Origin of the sequence: Marinobacter salicampi (assembly GCF_011074795.1) — a bacterium.
Taxonomy (GTDB): domain Bacteria; phylum Pseudomonadota; class Gammaproteobacteria; order Pseudomonadales; family Oleiphilaceae; genus Marinobacter; species Marinobacter salicampi.
Genome location: NZ_JAAMPF010000018.1, coordinates 235,301 through 249,496 on the forward strand (window position 1 = coordinate 235,301; position 14,196 = coordinate 249,496).

Annotated in this window: 13 protein-coding genes; 6 read left to right on the plus strand and 7 right to left on the minus strand. The window is 59.6% G+C overall.

Going from position 1 to position 14,196, the window contains the following annotated elements; genetic code table 11:
• Positions 1–82 precede the first annotated feature (82 nt).
• The gene (locus G7W63_RS10125; RefSeq protein ID WP_166256966.1) at positions 83–1,696 is read right to left on the minus strand and encodes a methyl-accepting chemotaxis protein; all 1,614 of its coding nucleotides are present in this window, start codon (positions 1,694–1,696) and stop codon (positions 83–85) included.
• A gap of 247 nt (positions 1,697–1,943) precedes the next feature.
• Here G7W63_RS10125 and uvrD point away from each other — a divergent pair, with 247 nt between their 5' ends.
• Positions 1,944–4,109, plus strand: a complete 2,166-nt coding sequence (gene uvrD, locus G7W63_RS10130; protein WP_166256969.1) for a DNA helicase II — start codon at positions 1,944–1,946, stop codon at positions 4,107–4,109.
• A gap of 144 nt (positions 4,110–4,253) precedes the next feature.
• Here uvrD and arsB read toward each other — a convergent pair whose 3' ends face one another.
• The gene (gene arsB, locus G7W63_RS10135) at positions 4,254–5,324 is read right to left on the minus strand and encodes an ACR3 family arsenite efflux transporter (RefSeq protein ID WP_166256972.1); all 1,071 of its coding nucleotides are present in this window, start codon (positions 5,322–5,324) and stop codon (positions 4,254–4,256) included.
• A gap of 10 nt (positions 5,325–5,334) precedes the next feature.
• Positions 5,335–6,087 carry an arsenical resistance protein ArsH gene (arsH, locus tag G7W63_RS10140; protein ID WP_166256975.1) on the minus strand — a complete coding sequence of 251 codons (753 nt, stop codon included), beginning with the start codon at positions 6,085–6,087 and terminating at the stop codon, positions 5,335–5,337.
• Positions 6,088–6,171: 84 nt separating this feature from the next.
• Between arsH and G7W63_RS10145 the strand changes: the two genes are divergently transcribed.
• The 5 genes from G7W63_RS10145 (at position 6,172) to G7W63_RS10165 (ending at position 10,680) form a co-directional block, all read left to right on the plus strand.
• Positions 6,172–6,936, plus strand: a complete 765-nt coding sequence (locus tag G7W63_RS10145) for a metalloregulator ArsR/SmtB family transcription factor (protein ID WP_166256978.1) — start codon at positions 6,172–6,174, stop codon at positions 6,934–6,936.
• 46 nt (positions 6,937–6,982) lie between these two features.
• On the plus strand, positions 6,983–7,987 hold the full coding sequence (locus tag G7W63_RS10150) for an ArsJ-associated glyceraldehyde-3-phosphate dehydrogenase (protein WP_166256981.1): 1,005 nt from the start codon (positions 6,983–6,985) through the stop codon (positions 7,985–7,987).
• A 1-nt stretch (position 7,988) separates the two neighbouring features.
• On the plus strand, positions 7,989–9,191 hold the full coding sequence (arsJ, locus tag G7W63_RS10155; protein WP_166256984.1) for an organoarsenical effux MFS transporter ArsJ: 1,203 nt from the start codon (positions 7,989–7,991) through the stop codon (positions 9,189–9,191).
• A 96-nt stretch (positions 9,192–9,287) separates the two neighbouring features.
• Positions 9,288–9,896: an ABC transporter ATP-binding protein gene (locus tag G7W63_RS10160; RefSeq protein WP_166256987.1), complete on the plus strand. Its 609-nt coding sequence runs from the start codon at positions 9,288–9,290 to the stop codon at positions 9,894–9,896.
• On the plus strand, positions 9,883–10,680 hold the full coding sequence (locus G7W63_RS10165) for an ABC transporter permease (RefSeq protein WP_166256990.1): 798 nt from the start codon (positions 9,883–9,885) through the stop codon (positions 10,678–10,680). Before G7W63_RS10160 ends, G7W63_RS10165 begins: the two co-directional genes overlap by 14 nt.
• Positions 10,681–10,804: 124 nt before the next feature.
• Here G7W63_RS10165 and G7W63_RS10170 read toward each other — a convergent pair whose 3' ends face one another.
• The 4 genes from G7W63_RS10170 to phnC are packed head-to-tail and all read right to left on the minus strand — an operon-like array spanning position 10,805 to position 14,191.
• Positions 10,805–11,749, minus strand: a complete 945-nt coding sequence (locus G7W63_RS10170; protein ID WP_166256993.1) for a TIGR01459 family HAD-type hydrolase — start codon at positions 11,747–11,749, stop codon at positions 10,805–10,807.
• Positions 11,750–11,753: 4 nt separating this feature from the next.
• Entirely contained in the window at positions 11,754–12,563 is an 810-nt protein-coding gene (gene phnE / locus G7W63_RS10175) for a phosphonate ABC transporter, permease protein PhnE (protein WP_166256996.1), read from the minus strand.
• Positions 12,560–13,375, minus strand: a complete 816-nt coding sequence (gene phnE / locus G7W63_RS10180) for a phosphonate ABC transporter, permease protein PhnE (protein WP_166256999.1) — start codon at positions 13,373–13,375, stop codon at positions 12,560–12,562. Before phnE (G7W63_RS10180) ends, phnE (G7W63_RS10175) begins: the two co-directional genes overlap by 4 nt.
• The gene (gene phnC, locus G7W63_RS10185; protein WP_166257002.1) at positions 13,376–14,191 is read right to left on the minus strand and encodes a phosphonate ABC transporter ATP-binding protein; all 816 of its coding nucleotides are present in this window, start codon (positions 14,189–14,191) and stop codon (positions 13,376–13,378) included. It lies immediately after the preceding gene.
• Positions 14,192–14,196: the final 5 nt, after the last annotated feature.

Here is a 14,196-nt window from a genome sequence, read left to right on the forward strand (position 1 = left end):
ATGGCTGCCGCTAGGGGCGCCAGGCGGAAAAGTTTCTTCATTTTGGGGTCTTCCTGGTTCTACGGGATTTAACGTCTTTGATTCAAACGCGGAACTGGCTGGCAACCGTGTGCAGGCCGGTACTCACTTTCTGGATGTCGCGGCTTACGCTGTCGAGCTCATCGGTGCTCTCCATGACGGCTTCGGCGTTGCGGTGCATGTCGGTCATATGGCCGGTCACTTCCTTGAACGTGGTGCTCTGCTCATAAGTGGCGGCGGCAATCTGTTCGTTCAGCTCACTGATCTGCTGGACGTTTTTCAGTATGCGGCTGAGGATATCGCCGGACTCAGTGGTCGCCGTCACGCCTTCATGGGCTTTGTTGACGCTGCTCTCCATGGAGGTCACCGCTGAAGATGACAGCTTGGAGAGTTCGGAAATAACGCCCTGTATTTCTTCGGTAGCCTTATGGGTGCGAACGGCAAGCCCCCGCACTTCATCGGCAACCACAGCAAAGCCACGGCCATGTTCGCCGGCCCGGGCCGCTTCAATGGCGGCGTTCAGGGCCAGGAGGTTGGTCTGTTCGGCGACGTTCTGGATGGTGTCGAGCAGTCCCCCCACTTTGCTGGAGAAGGTGTCAAACTGGTTCACCAGGCCGGCCGTTGCCTCGATCTCCGACACAAGTTCCCGAATAGTGGCCACGTTGTGGTTCACTTTTTCCTGGCCGGTCTGGGCAAACTTGGAGGCATCCTGGGTCTGGTCCGAGGCACTGGAGGCAAAGCCAGCCACCTCTTCCACGCTGCGAACCAGCTCATCGACGGAGTTACGGGTCGAGGAAATGGCCTGGGCCTGGTTGCTGATACGCTCAAGGTTGGTGCGGCTGGTGCGGGCCAGGTGGTCGGAAACCGAATTCAAGCCATTCACATCCTGGCTGATGGTGGCGAACGACTTGTGAAGCTTGGCGACGAACAGGTTGAACTGGTCGACCAGGTCCTTGAGCTCATCTTTACCGTGGTAGTCGATACGTGAGGTCAGGTCACCTTCGCCTGAGGCCATGTTCTTCAGCGAAAGGATGATCTGGCTCAGGCTGCTGGATATGGAGCGGCCAATTATCAGGCTCAGGCCAACCAGCACCACCAGAGATATGACAAGGATGGCCACGGAAACAGAGCTGGCGTCACTGGACGCTTCCACAGTATCTGAAATAGCCGCCTGAAAATGGTCGCGGGTGCGCTGGTGCATGGTATCGAGATCAGCCCTCAGCTGCTCGAGACGGCGGGCATTGGCGGCAGCCTCGTCACCAATCTTGCTGAAATCTGCTGTGCCTTCGATGATCGCAGTGGCGATGCGGGTAGCGTTGGCGTAATAGCCTTCAAGCTGTTGCCGAAGCTTTTTGGTTTCGGAGCTCAAAGCCGGGTTGAGGGCTGCAATTTCGTTCAGATTGCCGGTGATGGTGTCCAGGTACTCACGGGTGGAGGCCAATTGCTGGTCATCACCGGTGGCCACCGAACCGTTGATCTGCTGTTCCATAAGCTGTAACTGACCGCGGTTAACTGTGGTCAGCTCAAGGGTTGGATAAAGACGGTCACGGACCTGGTTCAGGCGCTCGGAATTGGACTGTTCCGTGACCAGCGCAAAACCCTGGCTCAGGATAAAGGAGATGACGGCGATGGCGACGAGTAACGCGAGCTTGTGGGAAATCTTCAGTCTGGAGAGCATGTACATCTATCCTTGCCCGATCCGGGCGTCAGTCTCATGCCGGCAAGTCTAAAGAGGCGACATATCGGATGACATGGGCAAATTGTTGTTCTTTGTTACGATCTGTTTGTAGTTCAGCATGCGAACTGGTTGGCATGCGAACTGTGCGTCCAATCACGGCTTGTTGCCGGACAAACCGCACTCGTTGCCTGCTATAATCCCGGGCATTCGCAGATACTCAAAGCCATCAGACCCAGCGGTTGTGCCCATGGATGTTTCCCCGATTATCGATCCACTCAACGAAGCCCAGCGCGAGGCGGTTACTGCCCAGAATGATCATCTGCTGGTGCTCGCCGGGGCCGGCAGTGGCAAAACCCGGGTGCTGATCCATCGCATGGCCTGGCTGATGCAGGTGGACCAGCTGCCCCCCAGCAGTCTGCTGGCGGTCACCTTCACCAACAAAGCGGCGAAGGAAATGCGCTACCGCATCGAGCAGATGCTCAGTCTGCCCTCCAGGGGCCTGTGGTTCGGCACGTTTCACGGCATTGCCCATCGCCTGCTGCGGGCGCACTGGAAGGACGCCGGCCTGCCGGAAAATTTCCAGGTGCTCGACAGCGATGACCAACTCCGGCTGGTGAAGCGGGTGATGCGCGAGTTCCAGATAGACGAGAGCCGATGGCCACCGAAACAGGCCCAGTGGTTCATCAGTGCCCAGAAAGATGAGGGCCTGCGGGCGGACCACATCCAGGAGAACCCGGGCGATCACTTCACCTCCACCATGCTGAAAATCTACCGCCAGTATGAAAAGTTGTGCCAACAGGCAGGGTTGGTGGACTTTGGTGAGCTGCTGCTGCGTTCCCACGAGCTCTGGTTGCACAGGCCAGAGTTGCTGGCCCACTATCAGACCCGGTTCCGTCACATACTGGTGGACGAGTTCCAGGACACCAACACGATCCAGTACGCCTGGCTCCAGGTGCTGGCAGGCAACCGGGTTCCGTTGACGGTGGTAGGAGACGACGACCAGTCCATCTACGGCTGGCGCGGCGCCAAGGTCGAGAACATCCAGCAGTTCCAGAATGACTACGCGGACGCCCGACTGGTGCGGCTGGAGCAGAACTATCGTTCCACGCAGACGATCCTCAAGGCCGCCAATGCCGTCATTGCCAACAATCAGGGCCGGCTGGGGAAAGAGCTCTGGACCGATGGCACCGAGGGCGAACCCATCAGCCTCTATGCCGCGTTTAATGAGCAGGATGAAGCCAACTATATAGCCGATACCATCAGTAGCTGGGTTTCCGAGGGCAACCTGCGCAGTGAAGCCGCCATTCTGTACCGCTCGAACGCCCAGTCCCGGGTGCTGGAAGAATCCCTGATGCGTCAGGGCATTCCCTACCGGGTCTACGGCGGCCTGCGTTTTTACGACCGCCAGGAAATCCGCAATGCCTTGGGTTACCTGCGTCTGGTGCACTATCGCAATGACGATGCCGCCTTTGAACGGGTGGTGAATATCCCGCCCCGGGGCATAGGGGCCAAGAGCCTGGCTGAAATCCGGGCGCTGGCCGGTCAGGAGAGCTTTTCCCTCTGGGAAGCGTCGGAGCGGCTGCTCGCAGCGGGCCATCTAAAAGGGCGCGCCAAAACTGGCCTTCAGCGCTTCATGGAGATCATTATCAGCCTGACTGAAATGGCCGAGAATGCGTCACTTCAGGGGTTGGCCCAAAGCGCCATTGAAGCCAGTGGCCTGCGGGATTACCACGCCAGTGAAAAAGGCGAGAAAGGCCAGGCCAGGGCCGAGAACCTGGATGAGCTGGTCAACGCCATGGCCGATTTTGAAGTGGACGACGGCATGGACGCACTGGCGGAGTTTGTGGCCCAGGCCGCGCTGGATGCGGGCGAGGCCCAGGCTGAGGCCCATGAAGACAGCGTGCAGTTGATGACCCTGCATTCGGCCAAGGGCCTGGAGTTCCCCCTGGTGTTCCTGGCCGGGGTAGAGGAGGGTCTGTTTCCCCACAGCATGTCGCTGGAGGAGCCCGGGCGCATGGAAGAAGAGCGGCGCCTGGCCTACGTGGGTATCACCCGGGCCATGAAACGTTTGACTCTCACCTACGCAGAGTCCCGCCGCCTGTATGGCCAGGAGAAGTTCCACGCCCTGTCGCGTTTTGTCCGTGAAATTCCCGGCGACTGCATACAGGAAGTGCGTCTGCGCAATACCGTTTCCCGGCCGGCCATGGTGTCGCGGCACAATGAGGGGCTGTTCAGTCAGGCCCCTGATGTAGGCACCGGCTTCAGTCTGGGCCAGCGGGTGCGCCATCCCAAGTTCGGGGAAGGTATTGTCATGAACAGTGAAGGCAGCGGCCACCATACCCGCATACAGGTCAATTTTGATGAAGGCGCCAAGTGGCTGGTGCTGGCTTATGCGCCGTTGGAGGCCTGCTGAATTTCCAGGGGGGGGGCAGGTTGGGGAGGCTATTCCTCTGGGAAAAGAACTCGCTTTGCTCAGACACCTTTTCCGGGCGGAATAGCCTCCCCAACCTGGTACAGGGGCTGCTTGTTCCTTCCCAATTTTTTAAAACCAATGTGTTCAGGCTGGGAAGTGGCCCCTTGTCCTGTTAGCAATGCGCACCAGCATCAGCATTAACGGCACTTCAACAAGTACGCCTACCACTGTCGCCAGGGCGGCACCGGACTGCAGGCCGAACAGGGCGATAGCAGCTGCAACTGCCAGTTCGAAGAAGTTGCTGGCCCCGATCATGGCACCGGGCGCGGCGATGCAATGACGCACCTTCCATACTTTGGCCCAGCCGTAGGCAATGAAGAAAACCAGTACGGTCTGGATGATCAGCGGCACGGCGATCAAGGCAATGTGCAGGGGATTTTCCAGGATCACTTCGCCCTGGAAGGCAAACAGCAGCACCAGGGTGACAATCAGCGCTGCCGGTGTCACCGGTCCCAGCCGTTTCATGAAGACCTCGTCGTACCACTGCTGACCCCGGCGGGCGATCAGGGCGTGCCGGGTGAGGTAGCCGGCGGTTAACGGAATGACGATGTAAAGCACCACGGACAGGATGACCGTGTCCCAGGGCACCTGAATGTCGGAGATGCCCAGCAGAAACACCACGATGGGTGCGAAGGCAAACAGCATGATGATGTCGTTCAGGGAGACCTGCACCAGCGTATAGGCCGCGTCACCCTTCGTCAGGTAACTCCAGACAAATACCATGGCGGTGCAGGGCGCGGCACCCAACAGGATGGCGCCGGCCAGATATTCGCGGGCCAGTTGCGGTGCGATCAGGGGCTCGAAAACCACCATCAGGAAGAACCAGGCGATGGCAAACATGCTGAATGGCTTGATCAGCCAGTTTACGATGGTAGTAATGGCCAGGCCTTTGGGTTCTTTCCTCACGCCCACTACTGCACTGAAATCGACCTGCGCCATCATCGGGAAAATCATGGCCCAGATCAGGATGGCGATGGGGATGGAAACCTGGGCGTATTCAAACCGCGAAAGAGCTTCAGGGACGGCGGGTGCCAGCTGGCCCAGGGCCACACCGGCAACGATGGCCAGGGCCACCCAGACCGACAGGTATCGTCCGAAAAGGTCCATGCCTTCCTTGGTATCTGCTTCTGTGGCGATTTCGGTATTGCTGCTCATTGGTTGCCTCTCACATGGATCGCTGATTGACACGCTTCGATACTTCCTCGGCGCTCTCCACCCGCTCGGAATAGCGGTCCGTCAGATACTCGCTGCGGTCCCGAGTCAGCAGGGTGAACTTCACCAGTTCCTCCATCACATCCACGATCCGGTTGTAATAGGGAGACGGAAGCATGCGGTCATTGTCATCGAACTCGGTGAACGCCTTGGGCACCGACGACTGGTTGGGAATGGTCACCATGCGCATCCAGCGCCCCAGCACCCGCAACTGGTTCACCGCATTGAAGGACTGGGAGCCTCCGCAGACCTGCATGACCGCGAGTGTCTTGCCCTGGGTGGGGCGCATGCCGCCAATGGAGAGGGGAATCCAGTCGATCTGGGTTTTCATGACGCCCGTCATGGCGCCATGACGCTCCGGGGAGCACCACACCATCCCCTCGGACCATTCGGCCAGATCCCGCAGCTCCTGGACTTTGGGGTGCGATGCTTCTTCGGCATCGGCCAATGGCAGGCCCCGCGGGTCATATATGCGGGTTTCCGCACCCATGGCGTCTAGCAGGCGAGCGGCTTCCTCCACCACCAGACGGCTGAATGAGCGTGCCCGCAGGGAGCCATACAGAAGCAGGACTCTCGGGGGGTGAGTCGAGGACAGAACGCCAGAGAACTGGTCCGGCTTGGGCCTGACGAGCTGCCCCTGGTCGATATTCGGAAGGTCCTGGGGAATGGTCACGATATTCGGAGTCTCCGGCCTGCGTATTGTCATGTGGCAGTCTTTACTTTGTCATGTTCAACGCATAATATCCGGAATTAAGAATATAACGCAATCTGAATATACGGTGAAACGAATATGAAGCGCCGAGTCCTGTTTATATGTACTGCCAACAGCGCACGCTCACTGATGGCTGAAGCCCTGCTGCGGAACATGGCCGGGGATCGGTTCGATGTACACAGCGCCGGTACGGAGCCAGGGCAGGCCCATCCTATGGCGCTGCAGGTACTGTCCGAAGCAGGGGTCCCGGTGGAGGGGCTTCATAGCAAGGCCCTTGGCCAATTGCAGAACGAACCCTGGGATTATGTCATTACGCTGTGTGAAAAGGCGGCCAATGAATGCGGTTCCATCTGCCAGCCGGCCCAGCAGATTGCCTGGGACTTCCCGGACCCGGCGCCGGCGAATCGTCATGCCACATTCATGCTGACCCTGAAAGAACTGAGGGAGCGCATCGGGTTGTTTACGCTGGTCCATCAGAAACAAACGGGCCTGAAGCCGGCGGACTTTAACCCGGTTTCTGTGTTCAAGGCACTGGCGGATGACCTGCGGCTGGCGGCCCTGCTGCTAATCCGCGACCAGCGCAAACTGTGCGTCTGCGAACTGACCGAGGCCCTGGATGTGTCCCAGCCCAAGGTCAGTCGTCACCTGGCCATTCTGCGGGATACCGGACTGGTGGAAACCGAGCGCCGCGGCCAATGGGTCTATTATTTTCTTAGTGCCAGTCTGCCGGCCTGGCTGGTACGGGTGCTGGAAGAAACGGCGAAAGCCAGCCAGGCACTGACCGGGCGTCCGCTGGAACGTCTGCAGGTGATGGCTGACAGGCCAGAAGTCCCATGCCCATGACGGACAGCAGCGTCCGCTGATTCATCGAATTATATGGAGTTAACCAATGAGCAAGATCAAGGTAGGCATTAACGGTTTTGGCCGCATGGGACGCCTGTCACTGCGTGCAGCCTGGGGATGGCCCGACATGGAGTTCGTAGCGGTCAATGACCCGGGCGGGGACGCCGCGACACTGGCACACCTGCTCAATTTCGACAGCGTTCATGGGACCTGGGCCCATGGGGCTGAAGCCGACGGCGACGACATCGTTATTGAAGGTCAGCGTATCCGTGTCACCCGCAACAAGGCCATCGGCGATACCGACTGGTCCGGCTGTGATCTGGTGATCGAAGCCAGTGGGGTCAACAAGAAAGTGGACGCTCTTCAGGGTTACCTGGACCAGGGCGTAAAGCGTGTAGTGGTCACTGCACCTGTGAAAGAAACGGGTGCGAAGAACATAGTCATGGGCGTCAATGAGCACATTTTCGATCCGGCCCATGATCGGATTGTCACGGCTGCTTCCTGCACCACCAACTGTCTGGCACCGGTGGTGAAGGTGATCCACGAGAAGCTGGGGATCAAGCACGGCTCCATCACCACGATTCACAGCCTGACCAATACCCAGACCATTCTCGACGCTCCCCACAAGGACCTGCGTCGGGCCCGGGCCTGTGGCAGTTCGTTGATCCCCACTTCCACCGGCTCAGCCACGGCCATTATTGAGATCTTCCCGGAACTCAAGGGCCGGCTCGATGGCCATGCGGTGCGGGTCCCATTGACCAATGCGTCGCTGACCGATTGCGTCTTTGAAGTGGAGAAAGCCACCGACCGTGACACCGTGAACCAGTTGCTCCGGGAAGCGGCCGAGGGCGAACTGAAAGACATCCTGGGCTATGAAGAGCGCCCGCTGGTGTCCATCGACTACAAGACCGACCCACGCTCGTCCATCGTTGATGCCCTGTCCACCCTGGTGGTCAACGGCACCCAGGTGAAAATCTACGCCTGGTATGACAACGAATGGGGTTACGCCAACCGCACGGTGGAGCTGGCGCGCAAGGTAGGCTTGGCCTGACATGACCCCTGCCATCCGTCAGTACCTGGTTATCACCGGCAACTACTGGGCTTTTACCCTGACGGACGGGGCCCTGCGGATGCTGGTGGTGCTGCACTTCCACCAGCTGGGCTACTCGCCCCTGGAAATAGCCCTGCTGTTCATCTTCTACGAGTTCTTCGGGGTGGTGACGAACCTGGTCGGTGGCTACCTGGGCGCCCGCATGGGCCTGAACCGCACCATGAACATCGGCCTGTTTCTGCAGATCTTCGCCCTTGCCATGCTGGCAGTGCCGGCGGCCATGCTCACCGTGCCCTGGGTAATGGCGGCCCAGGCGCTTTCCGGCATTGCCAAGGACCTGAACAAGATGTCCGCCAAGAGCGGCATCAAGCTGCTGGTGCCGGATGCGGAGCAGGGCAAACTCTACAAGTGGGTGGCCATACTCACTGGTTCCAAGAATACCCTGAAGGGTGTGGGTTTCTTCCTTGGCGGCGTGCTGCTGATGGCCGCCGGGTTCACGGGCGCCGTAATATTCATGGCCGTGGCTCTCGGCCTGGTCTGGCTGCTCAGTCTGTTCCTGCTTAAGGCTGAGCTGGGCAAGAGCAAGGCCAAACCGAAGTTCAGCGAAATCCTGTCGAAGAGCCGCGCAATCAATGTGCTGTCGGCAGCGCGCATGTTCCTGTTCGGTGCCCGTGACGTCTGGTTTGTGGTGGCGCTGCCGGTTTACCTGTCGACGGTGTTCGGCTGGGATCACTGGCGGGTAGGAGGATTCATGGCCAGCTGGATTATTGGCTATGGCTTTATCCAGGCGATTGCCCCTCGCATTACCGGCAATATGGAAAACAAACAGCCAGCAGTGCTCTGGGCAGCCGCCCTGGCGCTGATCCCCGCTGCCATTGCCGTGGGCCTGATGGCAGGCGGGTCGCCACAACTGGTGGTTGTGGGTGGCTTGCTGCTGTTCGGCGTGCTCTTCGCCATCAACTCGTCCCTGCACAGCTACCTGATTGTCAGTTACGCCCGGGGCGATGGCGTATCGCTGGATGTGGGTTTCTATTACATGTCCAATGCCGCGGGTAGACTGCTGGGCACCCTCCTCTCTGGCTGGGTCTACCAGGCGTACGGCCTTGAAGCCTGTTTGTGGATTTCATCGGGGCTGGTGGCAACGGCTGCCCTGCTTTCCGTACTATTGCCAGACAAGCGGTCGGTGACGCTTGAGCGGGCCTGAGGCCGGACAGGCATTCCGCCAACCCCAACGAAGTTGGTTGTCGGCAGGGTCCTGTGCAAAAGTGTAAACATAACTGCGCAGCCATAGTGAGCTATTTTGACCCACCTCTTGCTGGAAAATGTCAGCGTTGGCGACCTGAGTGATGTATCGCTGGCAGTGGCCGCCGGACAGGTGATTTGCCTGTCAGGACCTTCGGGCAGCGGCAAAAGTCGTCTGTTGCGGGCGGTGGCTGACCTGGAGCCCCATGGTGGAGTCATTTCCCTGGCTGGTGCCAACCAGCAGTCCATGCCGGCACACCAGTGGAGAAGCCGCGTGGCGATGGTGCCTTCTGATAGTCAGTGGTGGTTTGATGAGGTGGGTGGTCATTTCCCAGATAAAGGGAATGAGCGACTGCCCTCGGCTCTGGGTTTTCCGCCGGATGTGATGGAGTGGTCGGTCAGTCGACTGTCATCCGGTGAGCGACAGCGGTTGGCCCTCTGGCGAGCCCTTGTCCTGCAGCCCGAAGCACTGCTATTGGACGAACCTACCGCCAATCTGGATGGCAGGACCACGGAAACGGTTGAACGCTGGTTGCTCGAAGAAATCCGCCAGCGACAGATCGCCACGCTGTGGGTTGCCCATGAGCCGGCGCAGATTCACCGTGTGGCAGACGCCCATTACCAGATTCACGGCACCAGACTGGAACCTGTCAATGGAAGTGATTGATCTGGCGTGGTGGAAACTTGGGCTGGCGGCTCTGCTGGTTCTTGCCCTGGCCGCAACCGGCTATGTGGCACGCCTGGGCATCACCCGTAGCCTGCTGATTGCCGCCACTCGCACGGTTATCCAGTTAGCGCTGATCGGGTTGGTGCTCGAAGCGCTGTTCGCTTCCTCCGCATTCTACTGGGTTGCCCTGCTGGCACTGGTCATGCTGCTCGCCGCAGGCCGGGAAGTGATGGCGCGCCAGGCACGACGGCTGCAGGGCTGGTGGGCATTCGGCATTGGCACCAGTGCCATGTTTGTCTCGTCGTTTACGGTTACCGTTCTGGCCCTAACCGTGATCATCGGCCCCGAGCCCTGGTATGCCCCCCAATATGCTATTCCACTGCTAGGGATGATGCTCGGCAATACCATGACTGGCGTCAGTCTCGCCCTTGACCGACTCAATGAATCCGTCTGGCACCAGCGAGCCGTCATTGAGAATCGGCTGATGCTGGGCCAGACCTGGCAGCAGGCACTGGAGGACATCCGCAGGGACGCCATGCGCAGTGGGATGATGCCCTCGATTAACGCCATGGCGGCAGCGGGAATCGTCAGCCTGCCTGGCATGATGACCGGCCAGATCCTGGCGGGCAGTCCCCCTTCGGTGGCAGTTAAGTATCAGATTCTGGTGATGCTGATCATTACCGTGGGCACCGGCTTTGGTGCACTGATGGCGGTTTCCTGGGGCGGCTGCCGGCTGTTTGACGAACGTGAACGCCTGCGCCTTGATCGGCTGGTAAGGCACTGAATAGGGGCCGTTGGCCCACCAGGGTTGATACTCGGATGGGCGCCGGCCCGGTCAGTACAGCCCCAAGTACAGCCAGACCTGATGCTTTGCCAGCACGTCTCGCACGGATCAGGCCGCAGTCTGTTCAGATGGAAGGGGTAACGAAATCCGGTGAGATGCCGGAAAGCTCAATGCAGCTGTTGATGTCCATTCCCGCCAGGGAGCCGTGGTCGCTCACCAGCAAGGTTGCCATACCGGCGGCGCGGGCGCCGAGAATGTCGGTATGCAGGGTATCGCCCACCATCAGCACGCGGTGGGCCGGTATGTCGGTCAGCCGGCTCAGTACGGCGGCGAAGGCCGGCCCGTAGGGCTTGCCAAAGAAGAGGGGGCTGATGCCAGTCTGCTCGCGGAGTTTGTGGGCGAAAAAACCGGGTTCCAGGGTCAGGCAGTCGCCCCGGGGCGCCACCAGGTCGGGATTAGCGACATCGAGTGGGCGTTTACGACGTTTCAGGCTGGCCATCAGTTGGGCCTGCAGGACCTCGTTCCAGTTCTCGCTGCTCAGGAAGATGAAGCCATCGAAGTCATCCAGTTCCTGGTCGGTGATCCCCGCCTGCACGGGTCGCTGTACGATGGACGGCAATGTGTGACTGTCGGACTGGGGCGGTGCAATCACGCCCCAGGTGCCTGGCCGGGGGTGGCGGGCAAGGGAGTCTTCCAGCAGCCAGCGACTTGAGATGATCTGGTTTTCGGTGAGATTAAACCCCATGCGCTGGTATTTTTCTGCCAGGACCGGCTGGCTGGCGGTGGCGGCGTTGGACAGCACCAGCACCGGTTTGCCCATAGCCTGCAGGATAGACAAACGGTCCACCGCACCCGGAATAACCCTTGGCCCGGTATTCAAAACCCCAAACGCGTCAAACACAAAGGCGTCGAACTCTGAAGCCAATGGTGCCAGGGACTCAACCCTGCGGGCAGCCCCGGTGCTTGCCCCCGACGCCGGTAGCTGATCGCCCAGCCGCTGGTACTGAGTAAATGCCCAGGCAGGGGTTGGGGTAACGCCTTCAAAACAAATGGGGTGGGTATCGATCATCGCCTCAGATTACCGCCTGGCGCACCTTTGCGGAAACCCATTCAGCGATAACCACCGTGGCCAGGATGACCACGAAAATCATCGCCACCTGATTCCAGGCCAGGGTTGCCAGGGAGGCGCTGAGCTGGATGCCCAGGCCGCCGGCACCGACCAAACCCAGGATGGTGGATTCACGAATGTTGATGTCCCAGCGGAACACACTGATGCCCCAGAACGCCGGCAGGATCTGCGGCACAATGGCGTAGTCGATAACCTGGGCGCCACTGGCACCAGTGGCCCGGATGGCTTCCACCTGGGTGGTATCAATTTCCTCGATGGCCTCGTAGAGAAGCTTGGCCACAAAGCCGATGGAGCGCAGCCCGATGGCAAACACACCCGCCAACAATCCGGGCCCGATAATCGCCACCAGCAGCAGCGCCCAGATCAGCGAATTGATTGAGCGTGATGCAACGATAACCAGAAGTGCCACAGGGCGAACGAAACGCGTGCTGGGGGTGGTGTTGGTGGCCGCAAGAAAAGCCACGGGTATGGCAATGGCTACCCCCATCAGCGTACCCAGGGTGGCAATGTTAATGGTGTCCCACAGCGGTGCCCAGAGCTCATCAATATAACCCCAGGCGGGCGGGAACATTCGGCCGCCAATATCCGCGGCCTGATCCGGCGCATCACTGACAAAAGCCCAGATGGTGTTTTCGTTCATCAGTTGCCAGCAGAACACGGTCAGCGCCACCAGCGAGAACCAGCCCAGCCAGTGGATCAGGGTCTGCGTACGAGTACGGTAATGCCATACAGGTGTGGAGGAATTGCGCGTCACTGGACCCACCTGCGAACGTAGGAAGAAGAGTATTCAACCACTAGCACGATGGCGATGATAATGATCAGGATGGCGCCGGCGGAGTCATACTCGTAGCGGTCGATGGCCGTGTTCAGGGTGGCACCAATGCCACCTGCACCGACAATACCGATAACAGCCGATTCCCTGAAGTTGATGTCCAGCCGGTAAAGGGACAGGCCCACCAATCGGGGCATTACCTGGGGCTGTATCGCATAGTTGACCACCTGCCACCAACCGGCGCCGGTGGCCCGGATGGCTTCGATCTGACTCGGGTCGCATTCTTCGATATCTTCCGCCAGCAATTTTGACAGAAAGCCGATGCTGGTAAAGGCCAGGGTCAGGAATCCCGCGAAGGGCCCGAACCCGAACATGGCCACAAGAAGAATGGCAATGATGATTTCCTGAAACGAGCGCGACAGGGTAATGATTCCACGGCAAGCCAGGTAAACGGGCATGGGTGCCAGATTACGGGCGGCGCCGATCCCGATGGGGACGGAAATCAGGATGCCGGCAACCGTCGAGGTCACGGTCATGGTGAGGCTCTCGGTCAACCCTTCCCGGATGTCACGCCAGCGGGTGGTGAAATCAGGAGTGAGGAAGCCTTCCACGAACTTCCAGCCCCGGTCCAGGCCCAGCCAGACCCTCTGCCAGTCAATGTCTATGGTTTGGACTGCGAGCACCAGGTAGATAAGCGCACCGGTATAGATCGCCCAGCGCCACAGGGTATGGGTGAAAATGACCGGGGGTCGTTTCCAGGTTGTTGGGCGCTGATGAGAGATTTGCGCCTGCATCTATACTCCCTCCGCCAGGTCCACCGTTGGCGTGCGGGTCTGCTCGCTGTCAGGTTCTTCACCTCGCATACGGGTCCAGTCCTCGTCGCCGAAAATACGGGTAAGAACCTGATCGGTCAGCGCTCTGGGTGATCCATCAAAGACGACTTCCCCGGCCCGTAGTCCGATAATTCTGTCAGTGAACTGTTGCGCCAGCATCACGTCATGGATGTTGATGATGGCCGGCAGGTTGCGTTCCCGGCAGGCACTACCGATCAGCCGCATGATCTGCCGGGACGTTTTCGGGTCCAGCGAGGCGGTCGGCTCGTCCACCAGCAGCAGTTCCGGATTCTGCTCCAGGGCTCTGGCAATGCCCACCCGCTGCCTTTGTCCCCCCGATAGGGCATCAGCCCGCTTGTTAAAATAGTCCGAAAGCCCGACCTTTTCCAGCAGCGAGAAAGCCTGGGACACATCCTCAGGTGAATAGCGACGCAGGAATGACCTCCAGGCGGGCACGTAGCCCAACCGCCCGGAAAGAACATTCTCCATAACCGTCAGACGCTCTACCAGGGCGTATTCCTGGAAAATCATTCCGATGCGCCGGCGGGCGCGGCGCAAGGCTCGGCCTTTGAGCCGCGCCAGGTTCGTATCCCCCAGAGTGATGGTGCCCTCAGAGGGCTCCACCAAACGGTTGATGCAGCGGATCAGGGTGGATTTCCCCGCACCTGAGGGACCAATCAGCCCCACCACCTGGCCGGCAGTCACCTCGAAGGTGACCTGGCGCAGGGCAGTGTCGCCGGTGGCGTAGGTTTTGGACAGCTTGTCGAGTTTAAGCACGTTTA

Bases quoted from the DNA above. Each gene is read 5' to 3' on its own strand.
- G7W63_RS10170 (WP_166256993.1), bottom strand. From the start codon at position 11,749: ATGATCGATACCCACCCCATTTGTTTTGAAGGCGTTACCCCAACCCCT.
- phnE (WP_166256999.1), bottom strand. From the start codon at position 13,375: ATGCAGGCGCAAATCTCTCATCAGCGCCCAACAACCTGGAAACGACCC.
- G7W63_RS10150 (WP_166256981.1), top strand. From the start codon at position 6,983: ATGAGCAAGATCAAGGTAGGCATTAACGGTTTTGGCCGCATGGGACGC.
- arsH (WP_166256975.1), bottom strand. From the start codon at position 6,087: ATGACAATACGCAGGCCGGAGACTCCGAATATCGTGACCATTCCCCAG.
- arsJ (WP_166256984.1), top strand. From the start codon at position 7,989: ATGACCCCTGCCATCCGTCAGTACCTGGTTATCACCGGCAACTACTGG.
- arsB (WP_166256972.1), bottom strand. From the start codon at position 5,324: ATGAGCAGCAATACCGAAATCGCCACAGAAGCAGATACCAAGGAAGGC.
- uvrD (WP_166256969.1), top strand. From the start codon at position 1,944: ATGGATGTTTCCCCGATTATCGATCCACTCAACGAAGCCCAGCGCGAG.
- G7W63_RS10165 (WP_166256990.1), top strand. From the start codon at position 9,883: ATGGAAGTGATTGATCTGGCGTGGTGGAAACTTGGGCTGGCGGCTCTG.
- G7W63_RS10145 (WP_166256978.1), top strand. From the start codon at position 6,172: ATGAAGCGCCGAGTCCTGTTTATATGTACTGCCAACAGCGCACGCTCA.
- G7W63_RS10125 (WP_166256966.1), bottom strand. From the start codon at position 1,696: ATGCTCTCCAGACTGAAGATTTCCCACAAGCTCGCGTTACTCGTCGCC.